General features: G+C 64.7%; 17 protein-coding genes. 12 read left to right on the top strand and 5 right to left on the bottom strand.

Going from position 1 to position 13,932, the window contains the following annotated elements:
• Positions 1 to 1,380 (top strand): gamma-glutamyltransferase family protein (locus AKL29_RS35870; protein ID WP_244482611.1); only part of this gene is annotated, 1,380 nt, incomplete at its 5' end.
• Positions 1,381 to 1,480: 100 nt separating this feature from the next.
• Here AKL29_RS35870 and AKL29_RS46085 read toward each other — a convergent pair.
• Positions 1,481 to 1,672 carry a hypothetical protein gene (locus AKL29_RS46085; protein WP_050387410.1) on the bottom strand — a complete coding sequence of 64 codons (192 nt, stop codon included), beginning with the start codon at positions 1,670 to 1,672 and terminating at the stop codon, positions 1,481 to 1,483.
• Between AKL29_RS46085 and AKL29_RS35860 the strand changes: the two genes are divergently transcribed.
• From AKL29_RS35860 to AKL29_RS35850, 3 genes are all read left to right on the top strand, one after another.
• Entirely contained in the window at positions 1,613 to 2,707 is a 1,095-nt protein-coding gene (locus tag AKL29_RS35860) for an NAD(P)/FAD-dependent oxidoreductase (protein WP_028333244.1), read from the top strand. The genes AKL29_RS46085 and AKL29_RS35860 overlap by 60 nt on opposite strands.
• Before the next feature lie 63 nt (positions 2,708 to 2,770).
• On the top strand, positions 2,771 to 3,229 hold the full coding sequence (locus AKL29_RS35855) for an FKBP-type peptidyl-prolyl cis-trans isomerase (RefSeq protein WP_028333243.1): 459 nt from the start codon (positions 2,771 to 2,773) through the stop codon (positions 3,227 to 3,229).
• A 47-nt stretch (positions 3,230 to 3,276) separates the two neighbouring features.
• Positions 3,277 to 4,284, top strand: a complete 1,008-nt coding sequence (locus AKL29_RS35850; protein WP_050387409.1) for a D-2-hydroxyacid dehydrogenase family protein — start codon at positions 3,277 to 3,279, stop codon at positions 4,282 to 4,284.
• A 57-nt stretch (positions 4,285 to 4,341) separates the two neighbouring features.
• On the opposite strand, the gene AKL29_RS35845 is transcribed toward AKL29_RS35850, so the two are convergent.
• On the bottom strand, positions 4,342 to 4,545 hold the full coding sequence (locus AKL29_RS35845; protein ID WP_028333241.1) for a CsbD family protein: 204 nt from the start codon (positions 4,543 to 4,545) through the stop codon (positions 4,342 to 4,344).
• Between the two features lie 130 nt (positions 4,546 to 4,675).
• Between AKL29_RS35845 and AKL29_RS35840 the strand changes: the two genes are divergently transcribed.
• Both AKL29_RS35840 and AKL29_RS35835 read left to right on the top strand, forming a co-directional pair.
• Entirely contained in the window at positions 4,676 to 5,194 is a 519-nt protein-coding gene (locus AKL29_RS35840) for a cupin domain-containing protein (protein WP_028333240.1), read from the top strand.
• 75 nt (positions 5,195 to 5,269) lie between these two features.
• Complete coding sequence (locus AKL29_RS35835; protein WP_050387408.1) at positions 5,270 to 6,007, top strand: enoyl-CoA hydratase/isomerase family protein; 738 nt, start codon at positions 5,270 to 5,272, stop codon at positions 6,005 to 6,007.
• Between the two features lie 112 nt (positions 6,008 to 6,119).
• Here the strand turns inward: AKL29_RS35835 and AKL29_RS46080 are convergent, their stop codons facing one another.
• A complete protein-coding gene (locus AKL29_RS46080; RefSeq protein WP_244482610.1) occupies positions 6,120 to 6,422 on the bottom strand; it encodes a hypothetical protein in 303 nt (100 codons plus the stop codon).
• On the bottom strand, positions 6,419 to 7,645 hold the full coding sequence (locus AKL29_RS35830; protein WP_244482609.1) for an amidohydrolase family protein: 1,227 nt from the start codon (positions 7,643 to 7,645) through the stop codon (positions 6,419 to 6,421). The genes AKL29_RS46080 and AKL29_RS35830 overlap by 4 nt, the downstream gene beginning before the upstream one ends.
• A gap of 216 nt (positions 7,646 to 7,861) precedes the next feature.
• Here AKL29_RS35830 and AKL29_RS35825 point away from each other — a divergent pair, with 216 nt between their 5' ends.
• From AKL29_RS35825 to AKL29_RS35810, 4 genes are all read left to right on the top strand, one after another.
• Positions 7,862 to 8,878: an alpha/beta hydrolase gene (locus AKL29_RS35825; RefSeq protein ID WP_050387407.1), complete on the top strand. Its 1,017-nt coding sequence runs from the start codon at positions 7,862 to 7,864 to the stop codon at positions 8,876 to 8,878.
• Between the two features lie 105 nt (positions 8,879 to 8,983).
• Positions 8,984 to 9,421 carry a VOC family protein gene (locus AKL29_RS35820; RefSeq protein ID WP_050387406.1) on the top strand — a complete coding sequence of 146 codons (438 nt, stop codon included), beginning with the start codon at positions 8,984 to 8,986 and terminating at the stop codon, positions 9,419 to 9,421.
• A gap of 30 nt (positions 9,422 to 9,451) precedes the next feature.
• Positions 9,452 to 9,940 (top strand): VOC family protein, encoded by a 489-nt coding sequence (locus AKL29_RS35815; RefSeq protein ID WP_028333235.1) that lies wholly within the window; start codon positions 9,452 to 9,454, stop codon positions 9,938 to 9,940.
• 289 nt (positions 9,941 to 10,229) lie between these two features.
• Complete coding sequence (locus AKL29_RS35810; protein WP_050387405.1) at positions 10,230 to 11,534, top strand: phospholipid carrier-dependent glycosyltransferase; 1,305 nt, start codon at positions 10,230 to 10,232, stop codon at positions 11,532 to 11,534.
• A gap of 62 nt (positions 11,535 to 11,596) precedes the next feature.
• Here the strand turns inward: AKL29_RS35810 and AKL29_RS35805 are convergent, their stop codons facing one another.
• Positions 11,597 to 12,229, bottom strand: a complete 633-nt coding sequence (locus AKL29_RS35805) for an OmpA family protein (RefSeq protein WP_050387404.1) — start codon at positions 12,227 to 12,229, stop codon at positions 11,597 to 11,599.
• A 157-nt stretch (positions 12,230 to 12,386) separates the two neighbouring features.
• Here AKL29_RS35805 and AKL29_RS35800 point away from each other — a divergent pair, with 157 nt between their 5' ends.
• A complete protein-coding gene (locus tag AKL29_RS35800) occupies positions 12,387 to 12,629 on the top strand; it encodes a hypothetical protein (protein WP_050387403.1) in 243 nt (80 codons plus the stop codon).
• A gap of 78 nt (positions 12,630 to 12,707) precedes the next feature.
• On the top strand, positions 12,708 to 13,871 hold the full coding sequence (locus tag AKL29_RS35795; RefSeq protein ID WP_050387402.1) for a winged helix-turn-helix domain-containing protein: 1,164 nt from the start codon (positions 12,708 to 12,710) through the stop codon (positions 13,869 to 13,871).
• Positions 13,872 to 13,932: the final 61 nt, after the last annotated feature.

Genomic DNA, 13,932 nt, shown 5'->3' with positions numbered 1-13,932 from the left:
CAGCCGAGGGGGGAAGGCAAGATCACCGCCTATAACGGCAGCGGCCGGGCGCCGATGGCGGCGACCGCCGACTGGTATCTCGAGCGCAAGATCCATTCGGTGCCGCTGACCTCGGCACATGCGGTCAGCATTCCCGGCGCGGTCGATGCCTGGGACGTGATCCTTAAGGAGCACGGCAAGTTCGGCTTCGACCGGCTGCTGCAGCCCGCGATCAAGGCCGCCGAAGAGGGCTACGTGGTCGCTCCCCGTATCGCCTTCGACTGGAAGAACGGCTTCGAGAAGCTGAAGAACGGCACCAACACCGAGCGCTATCTGTTGCCGCACGGCAAGCCCGCGGTCGCCGGCGACGTGATCCGCCAGCCCGAGCTCGGCAAGACGCTGCGCGCGATCGCGCAAAAAGGCCGCGACGCCTTCTATAGCGGCGAGATCGCCGCCGACATGGTCGAGACGCTGCGCGGCATCGGCGGCCTGCACACGCTCGAGGACTTCGCCGCGCACTCGACCGAGGCGACCTCGCCGATCGGCACGATGTACAAGGGCTACGACGTCTGGCAGTGCCCGCCGAACGGCCCCGGCATCACCATGCTGGTCATGCTCAACATCCTGTCGCGCTTCGACCTGACCAAGTTCAAGCCGCTCAGCATCGAGCGCTTCCATCTCGAGGCCGAAGCGGCGCGCATCGCCTACATGATGCGCGAGCAGCATATCGGCGATCCCCAACACGTGCATGTCGACGTTGCCGGTATCCTCGCCAGGGAATTCGCCGAAGGGCACATCAAGAACATCCGGATGGACCGGCTGCTCGAACTGCCGAACGTCGCGCCGCCGATGAATCCGTCGACGGTCTACATCACGGTGGTCGACAAGGATCGCAACGTCTGCTCGTTCATCAATTCGATCGCGCATTCGTTCGGCTCGGCGATCGTCTCCAACAAGACCGGCGTCCTGCTGCAGAACCGCGCCGGCGGCTTCCGCATCCAGCCCGGACATCCGAATTGCATCGCACCGGGCAAGCGTCCGCTGCACACCATCATCCCGGCGCTGGTCACCAGGAACGGCCGTGCGCTGATGCCGTACGGCGTGATGGGCGGGCAGTACCAGCCGGTCGGTCAGACCCGTGTGCTGACCAACATGCTCGACTATGGCTGCGACATTCAGGAAGCCATCGATATGCCACGCGGCCTGCACTACGAAGGCGTCTACCAGCTCGAGGACAGCGTGCCGGCGGAGATCGTCGAAGGCCTGAAGAAGATCGGTCACAAGACCACCAGCGTGGTCGCGCCGCTCGGCGGTGGGCAGGGCATCTGGATCGATTGGGACAAGGGGACGCTGACCGGCGGCTCCGATCCGCGCAAGGACGGCTGCGCGCTCGGCTACTGATTGTCGCGGCCGGCGAGGCTCGGCGGAGGGAACAAGATTTTATCGCGAGGGTTGGTGCTGAAAGCCCATCCCCGCGAGGTCCGCTATCCGCACCCTCGATTCAGACGAGACCGAACAGGCCGATCTGCGTGGCGGCTCTCCACCCTGGCGCGCGGCGTCGAAGCGTCCGCCGCCGCTCGCTGAAAATCTCTCCTGCGATGCGCTGATCGTCGGCGCCGGCATCACCGGTGCGCTGGTCGCCGAGCGGCTGACGCGTCAGGGGCTCGACGTCGTCATCGTCGATCGCGAGCATCCAGGCCGCGGCAGCACCGCGGCGAGCACCTCGATGCTGTTGTGGGAGATCGATCGTCCGCTGGTCGAGCTGACGGACATCTATGGCCTCGATCGCGCGGCGCGCGTCTATCGGGCGAGCCTGCAGGCCGTGACCGGACTGACGACGCTGGTTCGCGACCACGACATTCTCAGCGAGATCAGGGCGAAACGCTCGCTGTATCTGGCAACTGGAAGCTCTGCTGCGGAATTGCTCGACGAACACCGGTTGCGCAGCCGCATCGGCCTGCCGGGCGATTTCCTCGACCATAGGCAATTGCTCGAGACCTTTGGCATGGCGCGCGCCGCCGCGATCGTGTCATCCGGCGCGGCCGATGCCGATCCGCTGCAGCTTGCCCACAGTCTGCTCAGGCTCGCGGTCGCGCGCGGTGCGCGGGCGTTCGATGCCGAGGCCACGGCCTTCGATCCGGCAGGTGAGGCGGTCACGGTCGGGTTCGACAATGACCGCGAAATCGCCGCCAGAGCCGTGGTGCTGGCGACCGGCTATGCGATGCCGGACATCGTTCATTCCAGGGTCCAGGCGGTGTCCTCGAGCTGGGCGATCACGACCGCGCCGCAGCCGCAGAACATCTGGAAGGATGGCGTGCTGATCTGGGAGTGCGCGAAAGACTATCTCTACGCGCGCACTACGCCGGAGGGCCGCATCATGGTCGGCGGCGAGGACAGCAATGAGATCATCGAGCCCGACGCACGCGACCGCCTGATCCCGCAAAAATCGCGCGCGCTGGCGAAACGCCTTGCCGCGCTGTGGCCGCTTGCGGAGACCGAGATCGATTATCGCTGGGCCGGGACGTTCGGTACCACGTGCGACGGCCTGCCGCTGATCGGCCCGGTGCCCGGCGCGAAGGGCGTCTATGCCGCGTATGGCTATGGCGGCAACGGCATCACCTTCTCCTATCTGGCGGCGCAATTGATCGGCGATCTGATCGCAGGTGCGTCGTCGCCATTGCTCGACGATTTTGCACTGGACCGCGACGGCGGCATGGCCGGTCACTGAAAAATGGCTAGGGATTCGGCTCGCACTGGGCTAGAGACGGCCGTCCTTCACGAGAGGTGCAAGATGCGATCTTCCCGACGCACGATCATCAAGACTGCATTCGCCGGCCTTGCGGCGGCAGTCTCCACGTCCGTTGTCAGCGGGACGGCAACGGCCCAAACTGCAGGAAAGCCCATGACCACAGCTTCAGGCCTCCAGATCATCGACAGCAAGGTCGGCACCGGCGCCTCGCCGAAGACCGGCCAGACCTGCGTCATGCACTATACCGGCTGGCTCTACGAGAACGGCCAGAAGGGCAAGAAATTCGACTCCTCGGTCGATCGCAACGAGCCGTTCGAGTTTCCGATCGGCCAGGGTCACGTGATCAAGGGCTGGGACGAGGGCGTCGCCACCATGAAGGTCGGCGGCAAGCGCACCCTGATCATCCCGCCGAACCTCGGCTATGGCGCGCGCGGCGCCGGCGGCGTTATCCCGCCGAACGCCACGCTGATGTTCGACGTCGAACTGCTCGGCGTCAAATAAGCCGATGGGCGTCAAGTAACCGGCCCGCAACAACAAGGGGCGCAGCGATGAAGATTTCGATCCTCGACGATTATTTCGACACGCTGCGTACCCTCGATTGCTACCGCAAGCTCGACGGGTATGACGTCAAGATCTGGAACGATCACGTCCAGGACGTCGATGCGCTCGCCGAACGGCTGCGCGATACCGACGCGCTGGTCCTGATCCGCGAGCGAACCCAGATCCGCACGCCGCTGCTCGAACGTCTGCCGCAGCTGAAGCTGATCAGCCAGCGCAGCGTCTATCCGCATATCGACATCGACACCTGCACGCGGCTCGGCATCATCGTGTCGTCGAGCCAGCATGCCGATACGCCGTCCTACGCCACCGCCGAGTTCACCTGGGGCCTGATCCTCGCGGCGATGCGCGCGATCCCGCAACAGATGGAGGCGCTGAAGGCGGGCAAGTGGCAGATCGGCGTCGGTCATACGCTGCGCGGCAAGACGCTCGGCATTTATGGCTACGGTCGCATCGGCGCCGTGGTCGCGGGCTACGGCAAGGCGTTCGGCATGAACGTGCTGGTCTGGGCGCGCGAGGGCGCGATGGCGAAGGCGCGCGCCGACGGCTATGAGACATCAGCCAGCAAGGCGGATTTCTTTGCCCGTTGCGACGTGCTGTCGCTGCATATGCGGCTGGTGGACGCGACGCGCGGCATCGTCAAGGCGGCAGACCTCGCGCAAATGAAACAGACCGCGCTGATCGTCAACACCAGCCGCGCGCCGTTGATCGAGCCCGGCGCGCTGGTCAATGCGCTGCGCGCCGGCCGGCCAGGCATGGCCGCGATCGACGTCTATGAGAAGGAGCCGTTGCGCGACACCGCGGACCCGCTGCTCAACATGGACAATGTGGTCTGCACGCCGCATCTCGGCTACGTCTCGCGCGACGAGTACGAAATCCAGTTCACCGACATCTTCGACCAGATATTGGCTTACGCGGCCGGCGCGCCGACCAATGTCGTCAATCCGGATGTGCTGGCACATCCGGATGTGCTGGCACATCTGCGCCCGCGCGGCTGAGCAGCGTCGTTCATGCTCGATCGGCCGGCTCGATGGGGCGGCCGTGTCATCTCTCGTTCAGCGAGGCCAGTGAGCCGCTGCGGTCACCCTGCCGACGATCCTCTTGATGCCGCCGAGTGCCTTCTGTCCCTTGCCCTTGGCTTCCAGGATCGCGCCTCGGCCCTGCATCGCCGGCGAGCCGGTGACCTTGCCAAGACGCCGCTTGAACCTGCCGATCGCCTCGTTGGCCGTGCCTTTCATCCTATCGGTCGTGCTACCCATGAAATTACTCCTTCGGAATACGCTGAGGTAACGCGCCGGAACATGGCGATGTTCCGATTTTCCGCTCGCCTGCGCGGCTGCTTTTCGCTAGCGTTCCACGCAGGAAATCAGGCCAACGAAAGCAAGAATGATGAGCGGTTCCCACGATCACACCCATTCCCAAGATCATCACCATCACGACGATGAGCGCTGGAAGCACGACGGCGTCCGCGTGATTCCCGGCAACCAGCTCGATCCGAACGTGCCGTCGACCGCCGGTATGGACCGCAAGGCTGCGATCAATTTCGCCCGGGTCGGCGCGCAGAAATTGTGGGCAGGCACCGTCAGCATCAAGCCGGACGCCAAGACCGGTGCGCATCATCACGGCCATCTCGAAAGCATCATCTATGTCGTGAAGGGCAAGGCGCGGATGCGCTGGGGCGAGAAGCTGCAGTTCACCGCCGAAGCCGGCCCCGGCGATTTCATCTTCGTGCCGCCCTACGTGCCGCATCAGGAGATCAATGCCAGCCGCGACGAGGTGCTGGAATGCGTGCTGGTGCGCTCCGACGGCGAGGCGGTTGCGATCAATCTCGACATCGAGCCGATCGAGAAGCCGGAGACCGTGCTGTGGGTCGATCCGGTGCACCGCCATCCCGACGAGAAGAAATAGCCGCGACATTTGCGTCGAGATTCCGGGTTCACGCTTCGCGTGCCCCGGAATGACAGTCCAGGGGAGGAGGCCAGCATGACGCTCGTGCGTTACGAGAGCGCCGACCACATCGCGACCATCACGATGGACCGTGTCTCCTCGCACAACGCGCTCAACAACGCGCTGTGCGACGAATTGCAGCAAGCCTGGCGGCGCTTTCGCGACAGCGATGACCGCGTCGCGGTGCTGGCCTCGGCCGAGGAGAAGTATTTCTGTGTCGGCGCCGACGTCAGGGATTTCCCTGCCAATATGTGGCAGGCGGTGCCCGGGCTCGGTGTCGAGCTCGACAAGCCGGTGATCGCGGCGACGTCGGGCTGGGTGGTGGGCGGCGGCTTCGTTCTGGTGCAGATGGCCGACATCTGCGTCGCCTCGGAAACGACGCGGTTCGTCTATCCGGAAGCCAAGATCGGCACCACCGGCGGCGGCGTCTCCTCGGTGCTGGCGCGCATGCCGCACAAGATCGCGATGGAGTTCCTGCTCGTCGGCGAGGAGCTCTCGGCCGAGCGGGCCTACCAGATCGGCTTCGTCAATCGGATCACGCCGCCGGGGCAGCACCTTGCGGCGGCGCAGGAGCTGGCGGCCAAGATCGCGGGCAACGCGCCGCTGGTGGTGCAGGCGCTGAAGAAACTCGCGCGTGACGCGATGCCGAAGGGGCCGCTGGAGACGGTCGCGGAGGTGCGCCGGCAGCTCGACGCCATCAAGGACAGCGAGGACCTCAAGGAAGGCGCCAGGGCGTTCAGCGAAAAGCGCAAGCCGAGGTTTACGGGGAGGTGACGCCGTCATTCCGGGGCGACGCGGCAGCGTCGAACCTCAGATGCGCAATTGCGCATCGGGGAATCTCGAGGTTCCGGGTTCGACGCTCGCGCGTCGCCCCGGAACGACGGGCTCAGGCAAACACCCGGTGATCGATCACACCGTTCGGCACCACATAGCCGTAACGCGTGTTCGACGGCTCGACGCCGGCCTTCTCGTACTGCGCCTTCATCATCGCAAAGCGATCGCCCTTGAGGTCGAGCATCGCGCGCTTCGGCTGGATGTTGTAGAGCCGGGCGTTGTTGTCGCCGAAGATCGCCGTCTTCACCGGCCCGTCGGCGGGGCCGAGCGGTGCATAGCCGAACTTCTTCTGCATCATCTCCGGGATTTCCAGCCGCCGCAGGCCCTCGATTTGCCATTGCGGCGCGCCGGTCATAGCGCATCGGTGCCCCAGCAGACGTGGTCGGCGCCGAGCCCCTTGATCAGGGTACCCATCAGCGCGGCGCAGACATTGGGCTCGGCGACCAGCGTGGTCGCGAACAATTGCCCGACGTCGCCATAGACATTGTTGACGCCATACTGCGCCGGGATGTCGGCGAGATCCGAGGTCCAGGCGATGCGGCCGGTGCGCTCGAACTCGGCGAGCGCGACCTTCGGGTCGCCGCCGACATGGCGATAGGCCGAGTGGTAGATGATGAAGTTGAGCTGCGGCCAGTCCTTGGCGGCCTTTCCGACATCGGCAACGTCGGCGAAGCCGCGCAGATTCGGATACTGCTTCTCGATCCCGGGCGGAAACAGTCCCTTGTGGACGCAGACGTTCTTGATGCCCGCCTTCACCATCTTCTCATAACCCTTGTAGGCGACCTTCTCGTCGTCCAGCCGCCAAGGGTAGCGGCTGATCTCCTTGTGGGTGTTGTCGCCGATCGTGTAGCCCTTGCAGGATTCCGGCTTCAGCGCCAATGCGGCGTCGAGCTTGTCGAGCCAGCCGGGCTGCCCGGGCGTGAAGATGGCGTGGCAGAACACCCGCCGCGAACCGGCCTCGTCGTTCATTTTCTTGCGCGCGTCGGCCATCTGCTCGTTGGTCAGGAACCAGTCCTGCTCGATATCCGACGGCGCCGAGGAGATCAGCGCGATCTTGGTGTCGGAATCGAGAAACATCTCCTTCTTGTAGTTGTTGAATTTGAGATCCTCGATGGTCTGCTCGTGATCGTTGAGCTCCGTGTTCCAGCCGGCCTTGCCGACCGCCTTGCGCATTTCCACAAAGCCCATGATGCGCGTGTCGTCGCGCAGGAAATGCGTGTGCATGTCCATGATGAACTGGTCTTTCAGGGCGCTGGCGCGCTCCTGCGCCATCGCGGGTGTCGCGGCCTCCGCCGGCGTCACGGCGAAGAGCTCCCCGTAAACCTGGTTCATCGCGACGAAGGAGGCGGCCATGCCGGCCGCTGTCTGGAAGAATCTGCGGCGGTCGAAGCCCTGCTTGCCGCCGAGATCGTCGGCCATCGCGAGCAGCCGCGCCTCGACCTCGCGCTGACGTTCGTTCTGCGGGTCGGGATAGAATTCGTCGCTGGAGACGATCTGGGTCGGGATCGGCGTCTGGTGCTGGCACAGTTCGGAGGGCATCAAGGCGGCAAGTTCTTCGTCGGTGAGATTGCTGCTCATTCTTCGCTCCCGCTTCTCGCCGGATTTTTCCGGTCGGATCGCCGCGGAGACTAGGACCAAGTCCGTCCGTCGTCCGCGCCGTTGGCCGGAAGCCGCGTTCACAAAATCGTGCATCCTATTTGCCGCCGTGAGAAGCCGGCGTCGCGCGGGCTGCTTTGCCCGCTGCTATGCTCGATCGCACCGGATCGGACGAAGAAATCCGGAAGGGAGCGAACCATGATGTCATCTGACCATTCGCGGCGCAGCATGATCAAAGGCATCGGCATTGCAACGGCGGCCGGCGTGTTCGGCGCAGCGTCGGCGCAAGCCGCGACCGCGGTTCCTGCCGAAGGAGAAATATGGAGCAACGAATACTGGGCGAAGAAGGGCGACATCCCCTTGTGGATGTTCCGCAAGCGGATCGGTGCGCCGAAGCCGGGCGAGCCGGGGCGGCCAGTGGTGTTCTTCGTCCACGGCTCGTCGGTGACATCAAGGGTGTTCGACCTCACGGTGCCGGGCAAGGGCGAGTATTCGCTGCTGAACACATTTGCCCGCTACGGCTTCGATTGCTGGACCATGGACCACGAGAACTACGGCAAGTCCGGCCGCACGTCGGGCAATGCGGATATTGCGAGCGGCGTCGAGGATCTGAAGGCCGCGGTCGAGGTGATCGCGCGTGAGACCGGGCAGCGGCGATATCACTTCGTCGGCGAATCCTCCGGCGCGTTGCGGGCCGGCGCTTTCGCAATGGCGGCGCCCGAACGCATCGACCGGCTGGTGTTCGCGGCCTTCACCTACAAGGGCGAGGGCTCGCCGACGCTGGCAAAGCGCGCCGAGCAGCTCGCCTATTATCGCAGCCACAACATGCGCAGGCGCGACCGCGACATGATCCGTTCGATCGCGACCCGCGACAGGCCCGGCACGTCGGACCCCGCCGTGGTCGAGGTGCTTGCCGACGTCGAGATGCAGTTCGGCGACCAGATCCCGACCGGCACCTATCTCGACATGACCGCCAATTTGCCGGTCGTGCATCCGGAGAGGGTGCTGGCGCCGGTGCTGCTGGTCCGCGGCGAATATGACGGCATCGCCGCTGTTCCGGACCTCGAGGAGTTCTTCAACAAGCTGCCGAACGGCGACCGGCAGTTCATCATCCTGCCCGGCACCGCCCATTCGGTGGCGCTTGCCACCAATCGGGAGCTGTTCTGGCATGTGACGCGGGCATTCCTGACCATGCCGACACCGATTGTGACCTGACGTCACCCTGCGGCAGGACGCCGCAAGAAAAAATCGGCACGGCGATGTCGGGAGCCGGTCATGCGGTTCGTCCTCGGGGCACAACCCCGCCAACAGGAGCACCTCATGGCCCAGCCGACAATGATCTTCGTCAACCTGCCGGTCAGCAATCTCGTCCACGCGACCGCCTTCTACGAGGCGATCGGCGCGACCAAGAACGCGCAGTTTTCCGATCATACCGCGTCCTGCATGGTCATCTCCGAGACCATTCACGTCATGCTGCTGACGCACGACAAGTTCCGCGAGTTCACCCCGAAGAAAATTGCCGACACCAAAACCACAAGCGAGGTGCTGATCTGCCTGTCCGCCGGCAGCCGCGACGCGGTCGACGGCTATGTCACCAAGGCAACGGGTGCGGGCGGCAACGCTGATCCATCTCCGAAGCAGGATTACGGCTTCATGTATGGCCGCAGCTTCGAGGATCCCGACGGTCACATCTGGGAAGTGATGTGGATGGACGTCGAGGCGGCGATGAAGGCGCAGTCCGCCGCGGCGACCGCCTGATCGCATCCCGCCATCACGAGGAGCTCAAGCATGTCCAAGGTATCTCCCTGCCTGTGGTTCAACGGCGAGGCCGAGGAGGCCGCGAACCTCTACGTCTCGCTGCTGCCCGGTTCGCGGATCGAGACCGTCCAGAAGAACGTCATTGACAGCCCCGGCGGAAAGGCCGGCACGGTGCTGCTGGTCGAATTCACGCTCGCCGGTCAGCGCTTCATGGCGCTGAACGGCGGGATGAGGATGGAGCATACCCACGCGGTCTCGTTCGCGATCGACTGTGTCGACCAGGCCGAGGTCGACCGCCTGTGGGACGCGTTGCTCGCGGCTGGTGGCACCGCCGAGCAGTGTGGCTGGCTGCGCGATCGCTACGGCGTCGCCTGGCAGATCGTGCCGGCAGTGGTCCGCCAATATCTCGGCGGGCCCGACGCCGCCGCTGCCGCGCGCGTGATGCAGGCCGTGCTCGGGATGATCAAGCTCGATATCGAAGGCCTGCGCCGCGCCTATGAGGGCAAGTCCGCAGCGTGAGGTAAGGACTTCGCTGGCATCGCCCGGCTCGCCGCCTTCGCTAAAGCTTCGGCGAGCCGGGGATTCGTCGCCTCGTCGAAGCCTTGGCGTAGACGGGACCGGGCGATCCAGCATTCCAGAGATTTCGGGCTCGGCCGAGAGGCCGCGGCGTACTGGATGCCCCGCATGAAGCGGGGCATGACTGTATGGGCACGATGGTTCCGTCACATGACCGTGGCGACGGATCGCGGATGCCGCTGATATCGTATATTTGTCGCAAGCTGCGTTCCCCTCGCACCGTGCTTGCCCTTTGAACATCGTATCCAATTCGCATTTTGTTCCACGACGTCGCGCCGCGCGCACGGCGATCGCCGCTGCCATCATCTTCATCGTCGCCCATGTCGTGCTCCTGCTCGGGATCACGGCGCCCGACAAGCTCTATTTCGATGAGGTGCACTATGTGCCGGCGGCGCGGCAGATGCTGTTGCCGGTGCGCGAGGGCCCGATCCTCAACCCGATGCATCCGCCGCTCGCCAAGGAGATCATCGCCCTCTCGATCAAGGCATTCGGCGACGGGCCGCTCGGATGGCGCTATCCCGCGGCGCTGTTCGGTGCGCTGGCGCTGGTCGGCGTCTATCTCGGCGGGCTTGCGCTGTTCGCGTCGCAGCAACGCGCGATCGCTGCCGTGCTGCTCGCCTTCTTCAACCAGATGCTGTTCGTGCAGTCGCGGATCGCGATGCTGGATATTTTCGCGCTCGCCTTCGGCCTGTTCGCCATCGCGGCTTTCGTCCACGGCTTCAGGCAAAAGCAGCCGCAATCCGCCTTTGCGCTGGCGGGGCTCTTCGCGGGGCTTGCCAGTGCCTGCAAATGGAGCGGGCTGTTCGTGCTCGCGACCTGCATCGCGATCGTGGTTGCGATCCGCCTGATGCAGGGCTGGCGCACGCGCTTTGCCGACGGCAATGCGGAGGATTGGTATCAGCCGGAGCTATGGCCGGATTTTCGTCTTCCTCACTTCATCGTCTGTTTCGTGCTGATCCCGGCGGCCGTCTATCTCGCGACCTTCGTGCCGCTCTACGGCCTCTCGTTCACGGATATCATGGAGGCGCAGCGCCGCATCTTTGCCGACAACACCACGGCCGCCATCGCGGGGCACACCTATATGAGCTCATGGCCGTCCTGGCCGTTCCTGGTGCGCCCGGTCTGGTACCTGTTCGAGAAGGTCGGCGATGACAGGTTCGCCGCGATCGTGCTCCTCGGCAACCCGCTGGTGCTGTGGCCGGCGTTGATCGCGCTGATCATTGCGCTGCGCGACTGGATCATCGGGCGCGGCCGTGATGCATTTCTCGTGCTGGCGTTCTACCTCGGCCCGTATCTCGCCTGGGCGCTGCTGCCGCGCACGCTCGGTTTCATCTATTACTATCTGCCGGCGGCAACCACCGCGAGCTTCGTGCTGGTCTACGCCTTGACGCGCAAGGGGGCGCCGCGTTGGCTGCTGTGGGCGTTCGTCGCGGTTGGATGTGCAGGGTTTGTTGCGATGCTGCCGGTCACGGCCGCTGTCATCGAGACGTCGATGGCGACGTTCAACCGGTTGATGCTGTTTCAGGGCTGGATATGACGGTCTTTGAAGTAGAGTGATCCGCCTGCCGGGCGCGGCAGGCGGATCGAGGCGGCGGGAGATTACTGCGACGCGGTCTTGGTATCCATGTTGACGACCTGCACGCGTCGATTGCTCGGGTCCATCGGCGCGCTCGGGTCCTTCGGCCGGGTCTTGCCGTAGCCGACGGTGACGAGATCCGAGCCGTTCAGGCCGTAATGCTCGACCAGATATTTCTTGATGGTGTCGGCGCGGCGCTCCGACAGGTCCTGGTTATAGGCCTCGCCGCCGATCGCGTCGGTGTGGCCGGAGACGACGAAGGTCGAGCCCTTCATGCTGGCATCGGACAGTGCCTTGCCGAGCTCCTGCACCGCCTGGGTCGAGCCCTTGCTGATGTCGGCCGAGTTGTAGTCGAAGTGGATCTCCAGATCGATCTTCGGCTTGTTCGCCGCGATGTCGGCGATCTCCTGGCGTTCAACGCGCGACAACGAACGGGTCTGCCGGTTGCGGACGGTGTTGAGGAAGCTTGCCTCCTTGGCGGAAGCCGCGAGGTCGACCTGCGTGCCGGCGGAAAGGCCGCGGGTGGCCGACTTCGGCTTCAGCGCATTGAGAATCTGTGCGGCCGGCACGGCCTCGCTGCCGGCCAGTGCGACGCCCGCCGTCATCGACAGCGCGGCGCCGATTGTCAGAAAAGACAAGGAAAAAGAGCGGGTCATGGTTTTCGTCCTCAAATGTCGGGCTAGCCAATCCGGCTTGCTGTCGTTTTGATGCTGGGAGACTAGGACGGGTTCAAACCTCGGAATGTGATCTGGGTCACGGTTGAGTGTGCCGCCCTGCCTTGCGTTAGGAAGGCAGGCAGGAAGCGAGGACATCATGGCCAACGTCAATCGCGTCCTCCGCTCGATCAATGACGAAGCTGCCTCGCGCTGCGTCGATATCTTCCTTCGCCCGGACGGCAGCATCGGCTTCGAGGAATATCGGCGGGACGTCGAAGATGGTAGTGGCTGGTTTCCGGTCGGCGGTCATTCGTCCCGCATCTTCCGTGGAGAAAGCGCCGCGCTCGCGGCGGCGATCGGGGACGTTGCGTGGTTGCGGCGGGTCGTCGGATCGACGTAGCCGCTCCGAATGATGCGGAGCTGATTTCCGCCGCGCGGCTCTCCACAGCAGCGCGAATCTCACTACATTGCTGGGGCAATGTCCCGCGCCGCCGAACCCCTTTCGTTGAACAATGCTGCCGCCCGCCATATCTGGCTGCGCGCGCAGCGGCTCGATACCCAGGTGCCGTTCGGCGAGGGGGCGTCGGCGGTCGCGGCCGCCGTCGATCATCTCGGCTATGTGCAGATCGACACCATCAACGTGATCGAGCGCTGCCATCACCACATCCTGTTCACCCGCATTCCGGACTACCGCCGCGCCGACCTCAAGCAGGCGCAGAGCCGTGACAAGAGCGTGTTCGAGTACTGGACGCACGCGCTGTCCTACATTCCGTCCAAGGACATCGGCATCTTCCTGCCGGCGATGAAGGCGCACAAGCGCGAGGGCCACAAATGGTTCTCGTCGGTGACGCCGGCGGATACGCGCAAGGTGCTGCGGCTGCTTCGTGCCGGTCCGCTGACCATCCGCGACATCGATGACGACGTGCTGACCGAGAAGGAGCATCTCTGGCAGAGCCGCAAGCCCTCCAAGCGCGCGCTGCAGCTCGCCTTCTATGGCGGCGTGGTCACGATCAGCGAGCGCGCCGGCATGCTGAAGACCTATGAGCTGATGACCCGGCACTTCGGCTGGGACAAGCCGCCGAAGCCGGCCCCGGCCTCGGCCCGGACCGCCTATCTGCTCGACCGCGCGCTGCGCTCGCAGGGCATCGTCAGCCTGGATTCGATCTGCCACCTCGACGCGCCGAGCAAGAAGGCGGTGCGCAGCCTGATCGAGGCGCGCCTGCGCCGCAAGGAACTGGTCCAGGTCGCGCTGGAAGGCGCCGGCAAGCAGGAGCATTGGGCGCGGCCCGAGGTGCTGGAGGCAACCGGCGAGGGTGATCCCACCCTGGTTCACATCCTCTCGCCGTTCGATCCGCTGATCATCCAGCGGAAGCGCACCGAGCTGTTCTTCGGCTACGGCCACCGTTTCGAGGCCTATGTGCCGAAGGAGAAGCGCCTGTTCGGCTATTTCGCGCTGCCGGTGCTGGTCGGCGACGACATCGTCGCCGCCCTCGACCTCAAGACCGACCGGCAGAACAAGAAGCTGCTGATGCAGAAATGGAGCTGGGTCGGCAACGGCAACAAGCAGGCGGCACGCAAGGAGCTCAAGCGGCGCATCGAGGAAGAGCTCGACCGCTTCGAGCGCTTCCAGCTCGCGGACTAGCTCCGCTACGCCGTCATGGCCGGGCTTGTCCCGGCCACCCACGTCTTTCTCACGCGGATAA

Origin of the sequence: Bradyrhizobium pachyrhizi, assembly GCF_001189245.1 — a bacterium.
Taxonomy (GTDB): domain Bacteria; phylum Pseudomonadota; class Alphaproteobacteria; order Rhizobiales; family Xanthobacteraceae; genus Bradyrhizobium; species Bradyrhizobium pachyrhizi.
This window is presented reverse-complemented; position numbering and strand designations above follow the sequence as displayed.